10 protein-coding genes and 1 pseudogene are annotated in these 13,001 nt (G+C 45.6%); 9 read left to right on the top strand and 2 right to left on the bottom strand.

Annotated features, from left to right (window positions below; translation table 11 throughout):
- Positions 1-21 precede the first annotated feature (21 nt).
- The 6 genes from HWQ38_RS17185 (at position 22) to HWQ38_RS17160 (ending at position 8,812) form a co-directional block, all read left to right on the top strand.
- Entirely contained in the window at positions 22-1,035 is a 1,014-nt protein-coding gene (locus tag HWQ38_RS17185) for a LysR family transcriptional regulator (RefSeq protein ID WP_292795544.1), read from the top strand.
- A gap of 265 nt (positions 1,036-1,300) precedes the next feature.
- A complete protein-coding gene (locus HWQ38_RS17180; RefSeq protein ID WP_292795542.1) occupies positions 1,301-2,716 on the top strand; it encodes a serine/threonine-protein kinase in 1,416 nt (471 codons plus the stop codon).
- 26 nt (positions 2,717-2,742) lie between these two features.
- Entirely contained in the window at positions 2,743-3,792 is a 1,050-nt protein-coding gene (locus tag HWQ38_RS17175; protein WP_292795540.1) for a phosphate ABC transporter substrate-binding protein, read from the top strand.
- Positions 3,793-3,954: 162 nt separating this feature from the next.
- Positions 3,955-5,349, top strand: a complete 1,395-nt coding sequence (locus HWQ38_RS17170; RefSeq protein WP_292795538.1) for an ABC transporter substrate-binding protein — start codon at positions 3,955-3,957, stop codon at positions 5,347-5,349.
- 616 nt (positions 5,350-5,965) lie between these two features.
- Positions 5,966-6,586 (top strand): PEP-CTERM sorting domain-containing protein, encoded by a 621-nt coding sequence (locus tag HWQ38_RS17165; protein WP_292795536.1) that lies wholly within the window; start codon positions 5,966-5,968, stop codon positions 6,584-6,586.
- Positions 6,587-6,754: 168 nt separating this feature from the next.
- Positions 6,755-8,812 (top strand): alkaline phosphatase family protein, encoded by a 2,058-nt coding sequence (locus HWQ38_RS17160; RefSeq protein ID WP_292795534.1) that lies wholly within the window; start codon positions 6,755-6,757, stop codon positions 8,810-8,812.
- Positions 8,813-9,125: 313 nt separating this feature from the next.
- On the opposite strand, the gene HWQ38_RS17155 is transcribed toward HWQ38_RS17160, so the two are convergent.
- Positions 9,126-9,293, bottom strand: a complete 168-nt coding sequence (locus HWQ38_RS17155) for a hypothetical protein (RefSeq protein WP_292795532.1) — start codon at positions 9,291-9,293, stop codon at positions 9,126-9,128.
- Positions 9,294-9,603: 310 nt separating this feature from the next.
- Here HWQ38_RS17155 and HWQ38_RS17150 point away from each other — a divergent pair, with 310 nt between their 5' ends.
- Both HWQ38_RS17150 and HWQ38_RS17145 read left to right on the top strand, forming a co-directional pair.
- Positions 9,604-10,044, top strand: a complete 441-nt coding sequence (locus HWQ38_RS17150) for a hypothetical protein (RefSeq protein WP_292795529.1) — start codon at positions 9,604-9,606, stop codon at positions 10,042-10,044.
- Positions 10,045-10,351: 307 nt separating this feature from the next.
- The gene (locus tag HWQ38_RS17145) at positions 10,352-11,398 is read left to right on the top strand and encodes a PstS family phosphate ABC transporter substrate-binding protein (RefSeq protein WP_292795526.1); all 1,047 of its coding nucleotides are present in this window, start codon (positions 10,352-10,354) and stop codon (positions 11,396-11,398) included.
- A gap of 53 nt (positions 11,399-11,451) precedes the next feature.
- Here HWQ38_RS17145 and HWQ38_RS17140 read toward each other — a convergent pair whose 3' ends face one another.
- Entirely contained in the window at positions 11,452-12,171 is a 720-nt protein-coding gene (locus HWQ38_RS17140) for a Crp/Fnr family transcriptional regulator (RefSeq protein WP_292795523.1), read from the bottom strand.
- Between the two features lie 526 nt (positions 12,172-12,697).
- On the opposite strand from HWQ38_RS17140, the pseudogene HWQ38_RS17135 reads away from it, so the two are divergent.
- Positions 12,698-13,001 (top strand): annotated as a pseudogene (locus HWQ38_RS17135) (glutamate acetyltransferase); the annotation flags it as partial.

Below are 13,001 nucleotides of genomic sequence, written 5' to 3'. Positions count from 1 at the left end.
AAAGTTTGTGGTTTGAGCCTTATGTCTGACCTTCCTTTCACTTTAGATCAATTACGTATTCTGAAAGCGATCGCTCAAGAAGGAAGCTTCAAGCGTGCCGCTGATAGTCTTTACGTCTCCCAACCTGCCGTGAGTTTGCAAGTTCAAAATCTCGAACGGCAGCTAGATGTCCCCTTATTCGATCGGGGAGGACGACGCGCCCAATTAACTGAAGCAGGGCATTTACTCCTCAGCTACGGGGAAAAAATCCTCAGTCTGTGTCAAGAAACCTGCCGCGCGATCGAGGATTTACAAAATCTCCAAGGCGGTACTTTGATTGTCGGTGCTTCTCAAACCACCGGCACTTATCTTTTGCCCAGAATGATCGGGATGTTCCGACAAAAATATCCCGATGTGGCAGTGCAATTACACGTCCACTCTACTCGACGCACTGCTTGGAGTGTCGCTAACGGACAAGTTGATCTGGCAATTATCGGCGGTGAAATTCCGGGTGAACTATCAGAATCTTTAGAAGTTATTCCTTACGCTGAAGACGAACTAGCGCTGATTTTACCTGTCTTTCATCCCTTTGCGAAACTGGAAAAAATCCACAAAGAAGACCTATATAAATTACAATTCATTGCCCTAGATTCCCAATCGACTATTCGCAAAGTAATTGACCAAGTGCTATCACGCTGTGAGATTGATACCAGACGTTTTAAGGTTGAAATGGAACTAAATTCCATTGAAGCAATTAAGAATGCTGTGCAATCTGGTCTGGGGGCTGCCTTTGTCTCAACTAGTGCGATCGCTAAAGAGTTACAAATGGGCGTTCTGCACTGTGCCAACATCGAAGGCGTTGTCGTCAAACGGACACTGTGGCTGATTTTTAATCCTAATCGGTATAGATCCAAGGCCGCAGAAGCTTTTAGCCGGGAAATTTTGCCCGAATTTGCTAACCCTGGATGGAATCAAGATGTGTTAATATTGGCACAAAAAAGCATCGTGGTAAGTACCTTGGATGGAGCAACGCCCATCTCATCCGGCGAAGGCTAAAATCAGGTCATTTGTCTTTTGTTTTTTGGTAAACGACCAATGACTAAATAATTCGTAATACTCGCCAAACGCGAGAAGCAAGCTACGTAATTCGTAATTCGTAATTATTAACCCATCGCTGTTCATGCAGAGTGCTGTAGGGAAGCCAGAGGTTAGACATCACTAAAAAAGTTTCCTGTTCCTGATAAAAAAATTTAGTTTCTATGTAACCTGAATGAACTAATTACGAATTATCAATTACGAATTATTTTAAATAATCACGAAAATGGAAGTTTACTGCACTCGTCCCTATTGCCCACGCCCAAAAAACTATTTTGTCGATTTAGATGATACTACGACGCTGAGAACAATGCAGCAGAAGTACTGTACCACCTGCGGTATGCCACTGATGCTAGATGGTCGATACGTGACAACGAAGTTGCTGGGAAGGGGCGGGTTTGGAGCAGCCTTTTTGGCACGCGATCGCCGAATACCTGGAATGCGTCAATGCGTAGTTAAGCAGTTTCAACCAGCCGGGAATTTAAGCCCAACTCAATTGCAACAAGCACAGCTGATGTTCGAGAGAGAGGCAGAAGTTTTAGCCCAACTTGGTAACGATCACGAGCAAATTCCTGACTTGTTTGCCTTCTTTCCAGTGATAGTTAATAGCTTGCAAGCAGGGCAGCAAGACCAATTTTTTTACTTGGCACAAGAATACATTGATGGGCAAAATTTAGAGGAAGAATTAATTCAAAATGGCAAATTTTCTGAGCAGCAAGTGTTGGAGGTGCTGCAAGAAATCCTGAAGGTGCTAAACTTTGTCCATAATCGAGGCATTATCCACAGAGACATCAAACCTTCTAACATCATGCGTCGTCGTGATGGTAAACTTTTTTTACTAGATTTTGGTGCAGTTAAACAAGTAACAAACGCTGCACTTGGTTCTGCGGCTTCTTCCACAGGAATTTATTCTATGGGATTTGCACCACCTGAGCAGATGGCTAGGGGTCAAGTATTCCCATCTACAGATTTATACTCATTGGCTGTAACTCTTGTTACTTTGTTGACAAATCAGGAAGCAATTGAATTATTTGATGCTTATAGCAACCAGTGGAAATGGCGATCGCAAGTGACTGTCAACCCTCGCCTTGCTGACATTTTAGACAAGATGCTGCTACCGGCTCCTAATCAGCGCTTCCAGTCAGCCCAGGAGGTTTTAGATGCACTTAACTCACAGCCTCAAGCCCCTACACAACTTAATTCGCCTTCTGTAACACCTTCTGTAACACTTCCGCAACCACAACCAGGCAAAAGTTCTAATCCCGTCGTCCCTCAGCGTTCATCAACTCAACCAGCGTTTTCTACACTGGAATTATTAGGTGGGGCGGCATTTAGTGGATTTGAGGGCGCATTGATCGCGATCGCCCTCTTCAGTCTAGTAAAATCACCAATAGCTACTTTCATTGTTGCATCTGTAATTTTGGGGATACTGATATTTGTCCAAACCAGGCGGTGGATTGAAAAGTTCGATTTATTAATTATTCCGGCAATTACTTTTGCGATTATTTTTTTTATCCCCTTTTTACAAGGCGGTATTGGCATTCAGGCTGTAGTTGTTTTAGCAGTTGCAGCAGGCTTAGTAACTATTTCATTAACAGCCGTCTTTCGACTTATTTATAAATTATTATCTATCTTTCTTTAAAAAACTTCTGGTGCTAACAGCCATCTATGTCTCAGAAAAACGAAACACTTAGCCTTTTCTTAGCCGCTGTCATCACCATTGGCTTCATCTTTGGTGGCTTATGGTTTTTTATGGAACGGTGGGCGCAAATAAATGGAATTCCTAAACCTTCAGAGACTGGCAACACAAGCAACATAAGTAATCCCCTAAACCAGTTTATCAACAAATGTAACGTGGCAAATCTCCCAGAGGGGACATTCAACTATGGTGGTAGCACAACCTGGGCACCCATTCGTAAAGAGGCAGACTCGGTTCTGCAAAGCCTGTGTCCTCGGTTTATTTTACGCTACACTCAACCTCCGTCAGGTCAACCAGGATCGGGAACTGGGATTCGGATGTTGATAGATAATCAACTAGCTTTTTCTCAATCTTCTCGCTCAGTTAAAGCTGAAGAAAATGCAGAAGCTAAACAAAAAGAATTTAGTCTAAAAGAAATTCCGGTGGCAATTGATGGTATTGCGATCGCAGTTAACCAGAGTCTCAATATCCCTGGTTTAACTGTCGCCCAACTCAAAGACATCTACACAGGCAAGATTACTAATTGGCAACAGGTGGGTGGCCCAAATTTACCAATTACAGTCTACTCTCGCAGCAAAGAAGCTGGGGGTACAGCAGAGTTTTTTGTCGAAAATGTTTTAAATAAAGAGAATTTTGGTGCAAACGTTAGTTATATTAACACCACCACTGAAGCGGTACGAAAAGTAGCTGCAAGTCCTGGCGGAATTTACTATGCTTCTGCCCCAGAGATTGTACCTCAGTGTACGATTAAGTCCATACCACTAGGGCGCACAAGCGGTCAATTTGTGCCTCCCTACCAAGAACACTTTATACCTCCATCTGAATGTCCTAATAAACGTAATCAGTTGAATAGTCAAGCATTTAGGAGTGGAGACTATGCAATTACCCGCAATTTATTTGTAATCGTTAAACAAAATGGTCAAACAGATCAGCAAGCTGGCGAAGCTTATGCAAATTGGCTGCTGACACCTCAAGGTCAAGAACTGATCGAAAAGGCTGGATTTGTTAGACTTAAATGATCAAAGTGGTTAGATTTAGCAAGATAATCAAATTAGGACTTACGCAAAAACTCTCTTAAACTCTTATTTCTCAGTGTTCTCTGCCTCTGGAGTAGTTCGTTTTTTATCTCAAGACCTAAGTTCTACAAATAATAAACATTTTTACTTTATTCAAATTTGTTCATGTCCCAAAAGAATGAAACCACAATTTTAGCCTTGGCTCTGTTGCTGACAGTTGGAATAGTTGGCGGTGGTTTTTGGTGGTTTAGTAACAACTCTGGTTTCAAACCTGGTAATACTCCAAATCAGAAGACAGGCAGCAATCCATCCTTACAAGACCAGATTAGTTTTGGGGAAAAATCCTTGACTCCTGGCGACATTTCTTCAGTTAAAAAAGCGGGAGTACAGGCGATCGCTGCTAAAAGTTATGATCAGGCGATCGCCAATTTCACAGCTGCCCTAAAACTCAACCGTAACGATCCAGAAGCATTGATCTTTCTTAACAATGCCCGAATCAAATCTTCAAAGAGCTACACCATTGTGGCTTCTGTACCAATAGGCAGTGACCCCAATACTTCTTTAGAAGTTTTACGTGGTATCGCCCAAGCCCAAAATGAAATTAATACCTCTGGAGGAATCAAAGGAGTGCCGTTGAAGGTAGGGATAGCTAACGACAACGACGATCCAAAAATAGCCAAGCAAATCGCTTCCAGCCTAGTCAGCAATTCAGAAGTATTAGGTGTAGTTGGGCCGATTACTAGCGATTCCACCTTAGCCGCAGGTACTATTTATACTTCTGGACAACTTGTAGCCATTTCCCCTACCAGCACATCTGTAAAAATTTCTAACTTTAGCCGCTACGTTTTTCGCACGGTTCCCAGTGATTTTATCGCTGCTAGAAGTTTGGCTAACTATATGGTGAAAACCTTGCAGAAAAAAAATGCAGCAGTTTTCTTTAATTCTCAGAGTAACTATAGCCAGTCTTTAAAGTCTGAGTTTGTTTCATCTGTTTTGCTGGAGGGTGGACAGGTATCCAGCGAATTTGACTTATCCAAGGTGGATTTTAGTGCGGCTAAAAGTATAGAACAAGCAACTAAACAAGGTGCAGAAGTGTTGATGTTAGCTGCTAACACTGAAACTCTGGATAAAGCGCTGCAAGTAATTCAGATTAACCAGAAAAAGTTAACTCTGCTCTCTGGAGATGATGTTTACACCGCTAAAACTTTAGAAATTGGCAGAGAACAAGCTGTGGGGATGGTATTGGCAGTTCCCTGGCATATTGATAGCGATCCCAAGTCAGATTTTCCCCAGAAATCTCGGCAGTTATGGGGCGCTGATGTGAGTTGGCGAAGCGCCCTCAGCGATGATGCCACTGTAGCTTTGATTGCGGCATTAGAACGCAATCCCACGCGATCTGGAGTTCAACAAGCACTAACTTCCTCTGACTTTTCTGCCACTGGCGCTTCTGGTACAATTCGGTTTTTAGCATCAGGCGATCGCAATGCGCCAGTCCAACTTGTAAAAATCGTTCCTGGTTCTCGTGCCGGCGCTGATTATGACTTTGAACCAGTGCGTTAACAATTCAAAATTCAAAATTAAAGACGACTATTTAATAACCTTTGCTTTTCCTTAACTTGTCATTAATTTTCAGGTAACAAAATACAGAAGTGGGGATTTTTAGCAGCTGCTGAGGTAGTGCAATCTTGAGGTTTTCCCAAGTGAGTAACTGCCGAACCCAGACGGCTAATGGACAAGTGGTTTAATACCTTGTCCCTTGTGGCAAAAATCAAGAATAATTTGCTGCGATGAAAATTGTATTAAATTATGGGTGCAGTCATTTATGACTTCTGGATTTTTATTTACAGCAGATTTCAAGGAAGGTGAAGTACACGACGATTCGTCCCAAAGCCAGGTAAGCTAAAACACATCTAATTTGCATATTAAAATTTTCTCAATATCTTGTGGGGTGGGCAGCGTTCGACTGAGCGCTCACGCCGAAGTCTTGCCCGCCCTGATTATGCAACTTCAATGCCGATTAGCTTATAAACCCTGTTTTACTTCTGGATTCTGGATTCTGAATTCTGCTGTATACCTTCAAGCCTACCCATAGCAGTTTCTTCACTTTGGCATTATTTTCGGTGTGCAAAAAGCGCACTTCTCTAAACTATGGGCAAAAAATATTAAGAGCAAACTTATGCTGAGTGCAACACCTTTAAGAAGGTTATCGCAAGCAGCTGCTAACGTCGCGCTTGGTTTCGCTATGCTAGCAGCTATTGGCACAGATCCAGCTCAGGCTGTCAATTTGAAAACATTTAATATTTCGGGAAATTTTGCTCCTACGCCTCTTGATAGTTCAGTAGGGCTACCTGTGAATTTAGCAAATGGTTCTTTTAATGGAACTTACACAGTAGATGTGGATCAATTACCCGCTTCTAGTTCTTTTGTAGATTTGACAAGTTGGACTATCAACTTAGTCAATGACAATACTGTTTTGCGAACATTATCCAACAGTTTGGCTGGCAATACAGCTTACATTCAAGAGAACATACTTGCTTTTGCAGACGCAGGCTTATTGAGAGGAGAAAATAATAACTTGTACAGTTTTGAACTGTATTTTGACAGGAATTTTACAGGTCTGGGTAGTACCACTGATGGAAAATTTTTGGACAACAGCGACCTTGGAAGTGTGCAAAGCTCCGGCATTACTGCCGTTACTTTCGCTAAAACTGAGCCTGTTCCTGAACCTGGAAATTTTGGTGGAATAGTAGTTGTTGGTACTATCGGTTTGTGGCTTAAAAGAAAGCAAAAAGCTTAAATAGCGGCATAATTTTGCTTTTGCTCAACGAGATTAAGTTTTGATTAATTTCGGAACCAATAAAGCACAGCTTAACCGAAATACCTATTTTAAATTAATCAAATGCTTGCGGTATCTGAATACTAAATAGCGATATTACCTGGATAAAAATTACCAAGGAGATGTGCTTTGAAACGATTTACAAAGTTATATTTTGCTCTGACATTCTTGCTACTACCGTCGATGTTTCTCGGCTCGGCGATCGCAGAGGATTCCTCTCCACACGAAGCATTGCAAGCAAACTCAACCGTCACAACTCAGCCAAATGCAGCGCCAGATGTAGCGCGATATTTGAATGATCCGCACAAGGAACCCAAGCTGCCGCCAAAGGTGCTTAAAAAACTGCTTCAGGATCGGATCAAGTACGTCTTCGTAATCTTTAACGAGAACCACTCTTTCGACAACGAGTATGGCACGTTGCCCGGTGTTAACGGACTCTACTCAGATGGACAAAAGCGTCGTGACCCAAAGAAAACGCCGGGCTTCACCCAGACCTACACCGATGCCAATGGCATGACCGTCACGGTTCAGCCATTTCGGATTGGGTCTGAGCAGAACGCTACTGTCGTTGACAGCGTTGACCACTCGCACACCGGACTGGCAACCAAGCTGCACGTTGTGGACGGCAAGCCACAGATGGATCAGTTCGTCTACGACGAGTACACGCGCTTCGCGTCCAAGGGTGGAGCCGCCAATATTGCTGAGGGCAAGCAGTTTGCGCGTCTAGTCATGTCGCACATCGACTGCGACACCATTCCATTCTTCTGGAAGTGGGCTAGTCGCTTCACGGTCTTCGACAACATCTTTGCAACCGAAGACACGCCCTCAACCCCGAATGCAGTGGCGATGATCGCAGGGCAGGCGGGTGAAACTCAGTGGGTGAAGCACGGTTCGAGCGGCAAATCTTACACCGTGGGTAGCCACACGGGGACGACGCAGGGTGTACCCCTGGTCAACGACCCACAGCCATTCTATGGTTCCCAGTTCGACACAACGACGAACAACAAGCAGCCTGCTGGCACGAAAGAGAGCTACGCCGATAACAACATCTCCTCAAACCTGACCTTCGCCAGTCTGCCGCTCACCTTCCAGGGGCGCAATATTCGGTCGGTTTTAGCTGGCAACAGGAATCCTTTATTCGATCTAGCCGATATCCAGCAGGATATCCCCTATATCCAGAAACTCCGAAGTGAGCCTGTCAATTGGCGCTGGTACCAAGAAGGCTACAATCTCGAACCGACGGATACCAACGGCATCGCTTCCCACAATGCCTATGTCACTCATCACAACGGCGCAGAGTATTTCGGCTATATCGCCAACACGCCGGAGGTAAGCAAAAACCTCCGCGGACTTGGTGACTTCTTCACCGACATCGCCAAAGATACCCTGCCCAAAGGCGGTGTCTTCTACATCCGTGGCGGCTACACGAACCAGCAGGGTTTGAAGCCACCGATCACGAACCCCAATACACCTGCGGATGAGATTGCCGCGATTAATGCGGCAAAGTCGGGCGATGACGACCATCCGGGCTACACCGATCGCCAACTCAGCGAGGCGATGGCGGCCAGGGCGATCAATGCGATCGCCTCAAATCCAAAGCTTTGGCAGCAGAGTGCTATTATCATTACCTATGATGAGTCCGATGGCTTCTACGACCATGTGCCACCAAGGATTTTGTCCTATGGCCCTGACGGGTTGCCACTCTCCCGTGGTGTCCGTGTGCCGTTAATCCTAATTTCACCCTACGCGCGGACGCACGCTGTCTCCCACGTCGAGGGCGATCACAACTCGGTGATCGAGACGATTAACACGATCTTTAATTTGCCTGCCCTCGCCAGCCTCCCCGATGAGGCACAGGCACTTGCTGCTGGTAACTCCCCAGAGTTCAACAAGTTCGGGCCGCCAGGATTTGAACAAAAGTACCTCGGACCACGGGACATCAATTCGCCGATCACCGACAGCCTGCTCTCGGGCTTCGATCCGAAGAGACTGCTTGGCATCTCGCCCCCACTGCCAGCCTCATTTGCGAAGATTCCAGATAGCGTTGTAAACACACTACCGCACTACGGTGGGCAAGGCTGCCGAGCGATCGGAATCACGCCGGAGGACAAGCGCCAGGGGATAGTCAATAAAATTCCCAAGGGCTTCAACCCACTACCAAGCACTTATCCAGCAGCTAACCCTTAAATAATTCGTAATTAAGTTTTGTGACGGGGATTTAGCGCAAAGTGCGGTCTTGGGGTCTCCCCAAGAGGAGCAACTTTGTAAGACAGACCCCGACCCAAAACTTACCGGTTATTGAACCGGGGGACTTAAACCCACGGTACTCGGTTAAAGACATGAGTGCTGAGTCCTGAGTAAAGAAGTGAGATTCTCCACTCAGTACTCGGAACTCAGCACTCTTCGTATCCCCGTTTTTCGACATTCCCTGAGGAGAATTCATGCGCTTTGTGTTAGTCTTGCTGACTCTACTTGGTATCTGCGGCTCGATTTCCCCCGCTCAGGCGGGTTCGGTGATCAAACGTGTCAAGGAACACAATGTGGTTCGCTGTGGCAGCGTCGAGCGGACAGGTTTGGCAACTGAAGCCGAGTCAGGTGGCTGGAGTGGTCTAAACGTTGATATCTGCCGTGCGATCGCCGCCGCCGTGCTGGGATCTTCTGACCGCATCGAATATCATCAGTACGAGACACCGAAGGACTTCGACGCTGTGCGTAACCAGCAGGACGACGTATACTTCCTCACAGGATCGGAAATTAACGAGCAGAAACTGGCCGGTAAACTACTGCCAGGTCCTACTGTCTTCGTAGAATCCCATGTGGTGATGGTGGCGTCCACCTCGGCTGTACACCACGTCAGCGACCTGGCCGGAGAAAGCATCTGCTTCATGATTGGCAGTTCGGTCGAGCGGAGCCTCACAGCTTACTTCGGTGCGCTCCACAAGAATTGGTTCCGTCGGGCATTCTCTGAGGATGGGGAGATGATCGATACATACAATGTGCAAAATTGCCACGCGATCGCTGGTGAAATCACGACCCTTGCAAATATCCGCCTCGACTCTGGGGTGAACCGATTATCAAGCCGCATCCTCCCGGAGTCGCTGACAACCTTTCCGGTGATCGCTGCGACCGGAACCGAAGACGCTCAGTGGTCGGCGATCGTCGCGTGGACAGTGGATACATTGATCAACGCCGAAAGACCGGAAACACCCTGGTATGCAGGCGGTGCTGGGACGCTACCGATTTCTGCACCCGAACTCGGTCTTGATAAAGAGTGGCAACGCCGAGTTCTCACATCTGTAGGTAACTATGGCGACATCTTTGATCGCCATCTGGGGAAAGGCTCACTACTCAAGCTCGATCGCGAATTAAATGCGAACCATTTCCGAGGAGGACTTCTTCTAAGCCCGTTCCTCGAATAATTTCAACCAAGAATAAATGTCTTTAATTTTGAATTTTGAATTTTGAATTGTTAATATACCTTGGCTTTTAAAATAGTCAGAAGTGAGGATTTTTGACACTCCCAGCCCTAAAGGAACAGGGATTCTTGAAGAGTCCAAACCTGAACTTTCAATGGTGCTGGCAAAAACACCCTAGACACTCAAACCAACTATTTTTCAATGCTGTCAGAATTCGTTAATAAAACACCCGTTCTCCAAATACAATCTCAAGTAGCAAGCACCTATCAAGTCAAGCACTTGTATTGAATGGACGCGCGGGTAATTTACTATGTCCCAAAAAAACGAAATACCTATTCTTGTCTTATCCATCCTAATCACGGTCGGGCTAGTAGCTGGCGGTTTTTGGTGGTTCAGCAGAAAGTCTGGTCTTGAGCTAAATACAATTAATTCTGGTAAGACCAAAACGCCCCAAGCCACATCAGAACAACCTAGTGGCAAGACTTTCACCTCAGTACAGGATGTTCCTACAGGATTATTTAATTACGGAGGCAGTACATCTTGGGCACCGATTCGACTAGTAGTTGATCCAGCAATTCAAGCGGCGCGACCAGAGTTTCGCCTACGTTATGTAGAACCTAGCAATGCATCTCCTGGTTCTGGTACTGGTATCCAGTCGCTGATAGACGGTCAATTAGCTTTTGCCCAGTCCTCCCGACCAGTTCTAGATCAGGAATTAAGCCGTGCCCAGCAGCGTGGGTTCAGTTTAAAACAAATTCCTGTTGCAATTGATGGTTTGGCGATCGCAGTTAACCCCAATATTAATATCCCAGGATTAACCATAGAACAGTTAAAGTCAATTTACACAGGCAAAGTTAATAATTGGAGCCAGGTGGGCGGCCCCAATATTCCGATTAAGCCCTATTCCCGCCGTATTGCTGATGGCGGTACGGTTGAGCTTTTTGTCCAAGACATCTTGGGTGGTCAAGCTTTCAGCCCCAATGTGGAATTTGTCTCCACAACCACCCAAGCCTTGCAAAAATTAGCTGGTAGTCCTGGTGGTATCTATTACGCTTCTGCCCCAGAGGTGATTCCTCAATGCTCAATCAAAGCCTTGCTGTTGGGGCGGACGCAAGGGACATATATTGCTCCTTACCAAGAACCTTCTGTCCTCCCGTCGGAATGTCCTGGTAAACGGAACAAGTTGAACATTGAGGCTTTCCAATCAGGAAAATACCCGATTACCCGCAATCTGTTTGTGGTGGTCAAACAGAATGGTCAGACTGAGCAGCAAGCAGGTGTCGCTTACGCCAACTTACTGCTAACTCAGCAGGGACAGGAACTGATTACCCAAGCTGGGTTTGTCAAAATTCGCTGACACTGCGATCCACTCAAGCCAGAGTGGCGAAAATCGCCGCTCTGAACTGTGCTTTAACCAGCTCTATTAATCGACTCTGCTGGCAAGCATATTAGATTATCCCCTTGGGTGAGGATTAAGCCGCGTTGACGCAGCTTGCCCATCAAGCGGGTGACGGTGACACGAGTGGAACCAATCGCGCTACCAATTTGGGCATGGGTGAGGGGAAAAGGCAGACAATAACCGCGAATCACATCTGGATCAGTGTCGCTCATTGCTGGCTCTCCATATTCCTCAATCAACAATGTGAGAAATCCTAAGAGTCGGTCAATTGTGCGGCGTTGTCCCAAGGCACTCAGCCACAGCAGCTTACGCTGGTGCTGATACCTAAAGGCATCCATAACTTCACGACGGAAGTGAGGCCAATTGTCTAGGTCGTGCCAATACATCCACAGCACCGCAGTTTGGTCAACATGGGCGTAAGCCTGGAGTGTAAATGGTGATTGAGCAACAATTTCAAATGGCTGTCCCGCTCCCACAAAACCCAAGAACGCTTCTTCTGGGGTTCTGTTGATTCGTCGAGACGTTAGCTGACTAGCAGTCGCACTAACTTGTGCGGTTCCTACCATGCGGATCGCACCCCTTTGTACCAAATATAGCAATCCAGGCCGGGCTGGAATGCGTTCATCTTTACTAAAGGTGCGGCAGCGGTAGTGTTCTTGAGCCCAGTCAAGAATTCGTTGCCAAGTCAAAAAAGGCCGTGATGCCTCAGAAAAGGAGGATTGAGATTGCATAGGTAACAAAGAGCGATCGGCTGAAAACAAAGACGTGTAAATAAAAAGGTGCAAGGAGTGTCTTTGTGTTGGCGAGGCAGGCTTAACGCCCAACAGCGCCAGCCATACAAAGAATAGAAAGCAAATTACTCTCTACTCTTTTGTTATACTTCCTACTGTACAATGATGGTAGTAAAGTTTACTTACTATTCATCGATTATTCATCAAATTTTATCCTCTTCTCATTTTTCTTCATCTAAATTTAACTTATACCGCAAGATAGATGACAAAAATTTAAAAAATATATTTTACATGATTATTTAAATAAAATTACGTGCATCATAAATTACTAGATAGCAAATATACGTCAATAAAACAGCTACTATGTAGTTGCTTGATAAATGTTCTAAGTATTGATACTTATAAATTAAAAGATATAAGCATAAAAGATGAAGAAAAGAATCTATATAAAGATAGAGATAATAGTAGAGTTTTGTATATTTCAGGTGTGGCTCTGCGACTTTCAAAATCTCAGAATCGAAAAGCTATGGAGCTTGCCAGTGCGATCGCCTCAGATGTATCAGGGATCTGTGGTGGCGTTTTTAGCATCCAAATAGTTCCCCCTGGTTGGATACATTTTGAATTGACTCACTCCACGTTAGCGACTTGGTTACAAAGTCTGGTAGTGGGGAGTTTAGGGGGAGATGGGGGAGATGGGGGAGATGAGGGAGATGAGGGAGATGGGGGAGATGAGGGAGATGAGGGAGACAAGGGAGACAAGGGGAATAACCCATGCTGCCCCATGCCCAATGCCCCATGCCCAATGCCCCATGCCCAATGCCCCATGCCCA

Origin of the sequence: Nostoc sp. NMS7 (assembly GCF_017115085.1) — a bacterium.
In the GTDB taxonomy this organism is placed as follows: Bacteria; Cyanobacteriota; Cyanobacteriia; order Cyanobacteriales; family Nostocaceae; genus Nostoc.
Note: the sequence above shows the minus strand (reverse complement) of the source record. Positions and strands in the feature narration are given on the sequence as shown.

Coding starts and splice junctions, on each gene's coding strand:
- HWQ38_RS17140 (WP_292795523.1), bottom strand. CDS start 12,171: ATGCAATCTCAATCCTCCTTTTCTGAGGCATCACGGCCTTTTTTGACT.
- HWQ38_RS17175 (WP_292795540.1), top strand. CDS start 2,743: ATGTCTCAGAAAAACGAAACACTTAGCCTTTTCTTAGCCGCTGTCATC.
- HWQ38_RS17185 (WP_292795544.1), top strand. CDS start 22: ATGTCTGACCTTCCTTTCACTTTAGATCAATTACGTATTCTGAAAGCG.
- HWQ38_RS17180 (WP_292795542.1), top strand. CDS start 1,301: ATGGAAGTTTACTGCACTCGTCCCTATTGCCCACGCCCAAAAAACTAT.
- HWQ38_RS17155 (WP_292795532.1), bottom strand. CDS start 9,293: ATGCGGTCAGAAGATCCCAGCACGGCGGCGGCGATCGCACGGCAGATA.
- HWQ38_RS17150 (WP_292795529.1), top strand. CDS start 9,604: ATGATCGATACATACAATGTGCAAAATTGCCACGCGATCGCTGGTGAA.
- HWQ38_RS17170 (WP_292795538.1), top strand. CDS start 3,955: ATGTCCCAAAAGAATGAAACCACAATTTTAGCCTTGGCTCTGTTGCTG.
- HWQ38_RS17145 (WP_292795526.1), top strand. CDS start 10,352: ATGTCCCAAAAAAACGAAATACCTATTCTTGTCTTATCCATCCTAATC.
- HWQ38_RS17165 (WP_292795536.1), top strand. CDS start 5,966: ATGCTGAGTGCAACACCTTTAAGAAGGTTATCGCAAGCAGCTGCTAAC.